Origin of the sequence: Endozoicomonas atrinae, from assembly GCF_001647025.1 — a bacterium.
In the GTDB taxonomy this organism is placed as follows: domain Bacteria; phylum Pseudomonadota; class Gammaproteobacteria; order Pseudomonadales; family Endozoicomonadaceae; genus Endozoicomonas; species Endozoicomonas atrinae.
In genome coordinates this window covers 1-6,612 of the sequence record NZ_LUKQ02000276.1, presented here as the reverse complement: position 1 = coordinate 6,612, position 6,612 = coordinate 1, and the positions used below count along the sequence as shown (strand labels likewise).

6 protein-coding genes are annotated in these 6,612 nt (G+C 52.2%); all 6 read right to left on the bottom strand.

The window, feature by feature from the left end:
• Positions 1-140: 140 nt before the first annotated feature.
• Positions 141-1,469, bottom strand: coding sequence for a site-specific DNA-methyltransferase (locus AK963_RS23915; RefSeq protein ID WP_083232867.1), 1,329 nt, complete (start codon positions 1,467-1,469; stop codon positions 141-143).
• A gap of 181 nt (positions 1,470-1,650) precedes the next feature.
• On the bottom strand, positions 1,651-2,079 hold the full coding sequence (locus AK963_RS23910) for a DUF6362 family protein (RefSeq protein ID WP_139117621.1): 429 nt from the start codon (positions 2,077-2,079) through the stop codon (positions 1,651-1,653).
• Between the two features lie 247 nt (positions 2,080-2,326).
• On the bottom strand, positions 2,327-4,444 hold the full coding sequence (locus tag AK963_RS23905) for an AAA family ATPase (protein ID WP_083232866.1): 2,118 nt from the start codon (positions 4,442-4,444) through the stop codon (positions 2,327-2,329).
• Positions 4,445-4,507: 63 nt separating this feature from the next.
• Positions 4,508-5,137: a hypothetical protein gene (locus tag AK963_RS23900; RefSeq protein WP_066017907.1), complete on the bottom strand. Its 630-nt coding sequence runs from the start codon at positions 5,135-5,137 to the stop codon at positions 4,508-4,510.
• A gap of 2 nt (positions 5,138-5,139) precedes the next feature.
• Positions 5,140-6,003: an ATP-binding protein gene (locus AK963_RS23895; protein ID WP_066017906.1), complete on the bottom strand. Its 864-nt coding sequence runs from the start codon at positions 6,001-6,003 to the stop codon at positions 5,140-5,142.
• Positions 6,000-6,479, bottom strand: coding sequence for a hypothetical protein (locus tag AK963_RS23890; RefSeq protein ID WP_066017905.1), 480 nt, complete (start codon positions 6,477-6,479; stop codon positions 6,000-6,002). The genes AK963_RS23895 and AK963_RS23890 overlap by 4 nt, the downstream gene beginning before the upstream one ends.
• Between the last annotated feature and the right edge of the window lie 133 nt (positions 6,480-6,612).

Below are 6,612 nucleotides of genomic sequence, written 5' to 3'. Positions count from 1 at the left end.
GAAACTCCAGCTGCCGAATGCGTTTATCCTGCTCATCCAGACGTTCATCCTGACGGGTCAGGCTGGTAGTCTGATGGGTGATTCGTTCCTCGATCATGGCCAGCCTGGACACCGCATCGCTGAGCTTGTCGAGCTTGGAATCAATCTGATCCAGTCGCCGCGAGAGATCGTCCATGTCTCTGAGCCTCCTTTTCTTCCTTAGCAAGGAGGCACTTCCGCCGTCCATGGCGGTCGTCCCTGTTTTGCTCAAAGGTCAGTTGATTTGATTCCAGATAGGCTTCCTTACCAGCGTACTCCTCCCAACGGCGCACAATCACATCAACGTATTTTGGGTCCAGTTCCATGAGCCGGGCACTGCGGTGGGACTTATCACAGGCGATCAGGGTAGAGCCTGAGCCACCGAACAGATCCAGTACGATGTCCCGGGTTTTGGAGGAGTTGCGAATGGCCCGTTCCACCAGTTCCACCGGCTTCATGGTAGGGTGCAGATCGTTCCTGGCAGGCTTGTTGAAATACCAGACATCGCCCTGGTCTCGGGCTCCACACCAGAAGTGCTCTGAGCCTTCCTTCCAGCCGTAGAGAATCGGTTCGTATTGACGCTGATAATCGGAACGTCCCAGGGTGAAGGTGTTCTTGGCCCAGATGATAAACGTGGACCACTTACCACCGGCCTCCCGAAAAGACTTCTGCAAGGTGTCCAGTTCAGACGACGACATGCAGATGTAAATCGCGCCCTTGCAGACACCGAGCAGGTTGCTCATAGCCGCCAGAAGGAAGGTGTAAAACTCAGAGCCCAGGTTGTCGTTTTTGATCCGGCGGTCTTTTTTCGCTTTGCCGTTTTTCTCAGGATTTGCATAGTCGACGTTGTAGGGAGGATCGGTAAACACCATATCCGCCAGCTGGCCTGCCATCAGGGTTTCAACGTCAGCCTGTTCAGTTGCACTCCCGCACAATACCCGGTGATCCCCCAACACCCACAGGTCACCAGCCTGACTGACCGGATGATCTTCCGGCTCTGGAATCTCATCGTCGTCGGTCTGCCCTTCTGGTTCGTCCAGCAGCAGCAAACCTTCGAGTTCATTATCGGAAAACCCCATCAGGTCCAGATCAAAATCCAGCGCATCCAGCTCGGCCAGTTCCTGTTTCAGGAGATCTTCATCCCAGCCGGAATTGGCCGTAATCTGGTTATCCGCAATCACCAGCGCCCGTCGTTGCGTCTCGCTCAGATGCCCCAGCACGATCACCGGCACCGTTTCCATCCCCAACTGCCTTGCCGCCATCAAACGTCCATGACCTGCGACGATCACATCATCGCTGCTCACCAGCACCGGATTCACAAACCCGAACTCCTCGATGGACCGAGCGATCTGGGTCACCTGCTCATCGGAGTGAGTACGAGCGTTATTGGCGTAGGGCACCAGACTGGCAACAGAGCGATGTTCGATGGATTCGACGAGGATTCTGGCCATGGTTCTTCCGTGAAATTCAGGCGTGAAAAAACCCCGGACCGAGAGAGGTGCGGGGCTTGGATGTAGTTTGCTTCGAGCTTAGTGTTTATTTTGGTCAAAACCTGGAAAAGTGTCCAACCCCTGAAACGACCGGTATTTTGGATCGTTTTGGAAAGAGCCAGATAAGCTAAGCCTTTATCAGTTACTCCGGTATACGCCCTCTCGCCAAATGAATACCAATTTTGCTCATAGCCCTGGACCAACGGGCAAACGGCGTCTTGCGATTCAGGCCCATTTCCTCCGCAATGGATCGCCAGGACATGCCCGATGCCCGCAACCAAAGCAACTCCCGTTCTTCTTCGCTGAGCCAACGCAGCCAGCGCATGCACTCCACCATCCGGTCCACGGCATCCGCTGACGGCGGAGCTGGTTTTATCCTCGCATCTTCCGAGTGATACACCTCCCAGCGGTTGGGATTGAACTCCGGCCAATACGACGCGTGTCCGAGGTTAATTCCGGAGGGTACTCGACGAGCCACCAGCCAGGCCTCTCGATATCGATCCCTGAGTTCGTCAATGGTCAACATGGCATCGCCTCCTGCGATTTCTAATACGGACGAGGCCGACCTCAAGGAGGCTCGTCCGTATATATATTTATATATAAAAGAATCCAGCAACTCAGCAACTCACCAAACATCAAGAATTTCAAACACTTATGAGTTGCTGGACTGAGTTGCTGACTTTTCTAAATCCAGCAACTCGTGATTCACTTAACCACATGATTTATTTCTATTTTTTGAGTTGCTGGAAAAATCTAGCAACTCAGCAACTCCCCATTTTCAGCAACTCGCTGGCAACTCCTCAGCAACTCAAAACGGTCTAATGTTGGTCGTAATAGATCCACTGATCCGGGTCTTCCACCGGTAAGCTTGCCGACGTTTGAGCACACTTATAATGGGTTGGCGGCACTCTGCAGAGTGGATGACCATCGTTGCCTAATTCCATATTTTCCACACAGAGATATCCCTGGGTGCTTCGTAATGGTGGCGGCAGGTTGTACTCTTCGTGATCATTAAAAAACTTAATGTAGCCCTTGGTGCTGAGCACATTGATTCGATCCCGTATGGTTGAGCTGGCACCGAGCCCTGCCTGATTTTCAAACGCTTGGGCAAACTGATTAGAGGTATACACCCTGCCCTGCATCGCCTCCTGGTAGATCAGGTTAACGATGACCTCACGCTTTCGGATCCGTTCAGCATCATGCTTGCGCCCCATCTCTTCCCCGGCAATTCGTACACCGTTTGGAGGGGCTTCACACCACTGTTCCTTCTCTTTGATCACTCGCTTTGCTTTCGGTGATGGGCCATTCCTGAGTTCGTAATACAGCATCCTCTCAGGCTCAAGTTCCTCTGGCCTGAACAACAGCATTCCCGAGGTGTAATACCCCCTCAAGCTCCCCGCGCCTGACAATGCCTGAAACGGGTCTTCTTCTAACTGTCGCTTACTCATCTTCCGGGTGTGATGGACTAATATCAGCCCTGCATCCGGGTTCACAATATCCCGTAATTGCTCTACTCGTTCTTTCAGGAAAAACAGCATCGCATTGTTGTCATTTTCACTGCTGCCATCCGGTCCCGGGTCAAAGACATTACGAATCGGGTCGATCACGATCACATCCGGCCCTTCAGGGAAGGCATCCCGAATTGCCCTCAGGATTAAGGGCATGCCTTTCTCATTCAGAATCAAATTCAACCTTGCGGTAACTACCAGGTTCTCTCTGACACGGGTCAGCTGATACTGTTCAAGCGGCAGCTTTTTTACTCGTTCTCGCAGATAGTGATATTGCACTTCAGCTTGCAGATAAAAAATCTTCAGCGGTCGGCTTGGACGCATATCCAAAAATGTTAATCCTGCTGACATATGAGCCAGAAGGTTCAAAAGGAAATCACTTTTACCGACCTTGGGAGCACCACCAACCACCAGCATACCGCCGGGTGTCAGCACTCTTGGACTGAGCAAGTCTTCAGGCATGGGTGAGTCATCGTCCAATAGTTCACCCAGTCTATAAAATGGCACCGACTCTTTAATGGTTTTGCGAGGTGTAGTTACCAACCACTGTTGGATATCAAACCCTTCAGCAATGGCATCAGCAGCATCCCATTTCTCAGGACGGCTTTCAGGTGGTTTGAGAATCACAACACTGACTGCGCCAATATCAACAATGGCTCTGGCTGCACTTTGAGCATAAGCAAAACCGGCTTCATCATGATCCGGCCAAATCGCCACTCGCTTGTCTTTGAGGGGAGACCAGTCCGTTTTCTCAACCGGTGCCTTCGCTCCATTCATGGCCGTGGTGGCACAAAAGCCGTTATCAATCAAAGCCTGCGCGGCTTTTTCTCCTTCCACCAGCCAAACATCTGTGGAATTTTTGATGCCCGGCTGGTTATACAATGGCCTTGGATTGGGAGCCTTGGTTTTTCGCGCTTTAACATCCCAGGGTCTGAACTCTTTACCGTCCGGAGTATCATAACGATAGACACAAGCGATCAAATTGCCTTCAGGATCGTGGTAGTCCCATTTACCAGTGTGTGGTCCAAGATCCTCATAATCATCCTGATAGCTTGTTACGGCTGGTGGACTGACGACAGGCATCCCCAGCCAGTCGGCCATAAACCGGACAAGCTCTGGGAAATCCCGCTGGGCATCAAGCCCCTGAACGGCCGCAGTCAGACTGACAATGTCACCACCCTCACCATTTTCAAAATCATGCCATAGCCCGGGTTCACTGCCGTCCAACGAGACTTCCAGACTTTTACCTTTATCCCCCTTAACATTGCCCATCACATATTTGTTCCCCCGTCGCTTACCGTTCGGAAACATCGCCGTCAGGTAATCCACCAGCCGGTCCTGAATACGTCGCTTAATATCCTCAGCCGGTAAAAGCTCCGGGGCTTGTTGCTCTGCAGCCGTATTAAAATTGAGCCATCTGTTCTTCATTGCTCAGCGTCCCTGTAAAAAGAAGCCCACCAACGGGTGGGCGATACTCCTTTCAGTTAGAAATCAGTCCCACTGGCTGCCATAACCTTCAGCCGGATGAGGTGCTTGATCCGGCCCCCGATACAACTCGGACTGCAATTCATGATGAGACGGTTTCTGTCCGGATTGTGTTACAGCTGCCATACCATGCATTAACTGGGCATACTGTTTATGTTCCGGCGTAATGGCCTGCTTGATGACATTCTTCGGCTCGTCATACTGATCTTTTTCAAGACTCACCTTGGCCACAAACTCAATGCCATCGAGCTCCGACAGAGACATCAACTGACGGGCTTTGTACGCCGGTGGGCTGTTATCATCCGGTTTGATATTGCGAGCTGACTGCAAAATACTGCGGACAAACGAGCGGCCCATGTTTTCCCACTCCGGTCCTTTCGGGCTGTACATTCCGATCAATGACCAGACCTTGCGTTTGGCATACTCGCCTGCCAGCACAGTGAACTCACCGTTGAGGTAGATGGCTCCGGTATCACCCCGGGTGGCGTAGCCACCGGTCCACCCCATATCGGGATTATCAAAACCACCCGGCTTGATGGTCATACGAACTTTAACCAAGGTGCCTGAAGGGATGATGTCGTGCTGGTTCTGTTCAGCGGCATCGTTGAAATCGTTCCATGATTTTTTCTGAGACATGGTTATGCGTCCTTTTGGGTTTCAGCGGTTGGCGTCTTAAGAGTTGGATCGTCAAAGGTGACCGGCTGACGTTCAGCGGTTCGGATTTTATGAAACAGCCTGCCCAGATGGGGCGGTTCAAACAGGTCGAGACGACCACTGCGGTCCTTGGCTGGGTAGCCATAAGGGTTAAGTGTCTGGCAGACAAAGGTTCGACGTAGGTTACCTTCTTCATCCGGCAAGCTCGCCAGAGTGATGACCTCATCAACGATCCCGGGCATTTCCAGCCCGGTTTTAGAGCCTTCAATCTGGGGCTGATAAATTTTCCGATTAAAGTCATCCACCCGCTCCTCCAGGATGGCCACGAACACTACATTTTTACCCCGGGCATGCTGGAGATGAGTCAGTGCGGCAATCATCTCCTGTCCATGCAAACCATAAGCTCCCCGGGTATCCGGCTTGCCGGTTTTCTCCGAGAATGCCTGGGGCTGGCTTTTGCACCACTGAAAGCAGAGCCGCCCCAGCACCGTGATGGAGTCGATAAAGTAGGTGTCGTATTTATCCAGGGCAGAGGGGTCACCGTACTTTTCGCACACCGCCTGATAGTGACCGTTCGAGTAAACCTGATCATCCCTGAGTGCGGGATTAGGACCTCCAAGATAGACAGCAAAGTTTCGGAACTCCGTCCAGGTAGAGGGACGAATAGTGTCACCCTCCCAATCCTGAACCGCCAAGTCTCCCGCTTCGAGATCCATGAACATCGTGCTATTCGTATCGAGGGTTTTCAGTAGTGTGGTCTTACCTTCCCCACTTCGACCTAACAAAACACACTTGATCCCCTTACGCTCCTGGCTTCGCTGTTCCGCTGTCAGAATGGGTAAACTCATGGTTTCATCTCCCGGCGATTAGGAGCCAACCGGTACCTTGGCGTTCCCTGGCGAATGGTCAGGGCTGGACGAAAGGCGTTCTGAATTACTTCTGGCCACTGATCAAAACGGGCATCCAGAACCGAGTACTCCACCTCCATAAACGACTGCGGATCCTCACCCTGCTCCCGAATGGTCTGAGCGATGGCATTGAGTTTGGTTTGATCCCAGGTGATGGCTTTGGGGATTTCAGAAGTGACTTTAACCTCCCCATCCTCAAACTGCACAAAGCCGAACTCCTGCTGCATCTCTGCACGAAGGCTGGAAGCCTTGTAGACGTATTTGCAGGCAATGGCTGACTCCAGCCACTCTCTCAGCACCCGCGACTGTTCCATTAAAGCTTCCACTTCATCCACCAGCTTCAGCAACTCGCCACCCGACTTGGCTGACAGATCGCTCATGGGCATGTTCGTGATGGCCTTCAGTTCAGGGCTCATGCGTCGCCTCCCTGCCTTGGCAGTGGTTGTGAGGTACCGATGTGAGTATGTGACCGCTCGTAGGCTTCCACTTCACTGATTCGATAAACGACCCGGTTACCCAGTTTGATATAGCAAGGTCCCAGGCCTTTCA

Excerpts from the sequence above, each read along its gene's own strand:
- AK963_RS23915 (WP_083232867.1), bottom strand. The coding sequence starts at position 1,469 with ATGGCCAGAATCCTCGTCGAATCCATCGAACATCGCTCTGTTGCCAGT.
- AK963_RS23905 (WP_083232866.1), bottom strand. The coding sequence starts at position 4,444 with ATGAAGAACAGATGGCTCAATTTTAATACGGCTGCAGAGCAACAAGCC.
- AK963_RS23900 (WP_066017907.1), bottom strand. The coding sequence starts at position 5,137 with ATGTCTCAGAAAAAATCATGGAACGATTTCAACGATGCCGCTGAACAG.
- AK963_RS23895 (WP_066017906.1), bottom strand. The coding sequence starts at position 6,003 with ATGAGTTTACCCATTCTGACAGCGGAACAGCGAAGCCAGGAGCGTAAG.
- AK963_RS23890 (WP_066017905.1), bottom strand. The coding sequence starts at position 6,479 with ATGAGCCCTGAACTGAAGGCCATCACGAACATGCCCATGAGCGATCTG.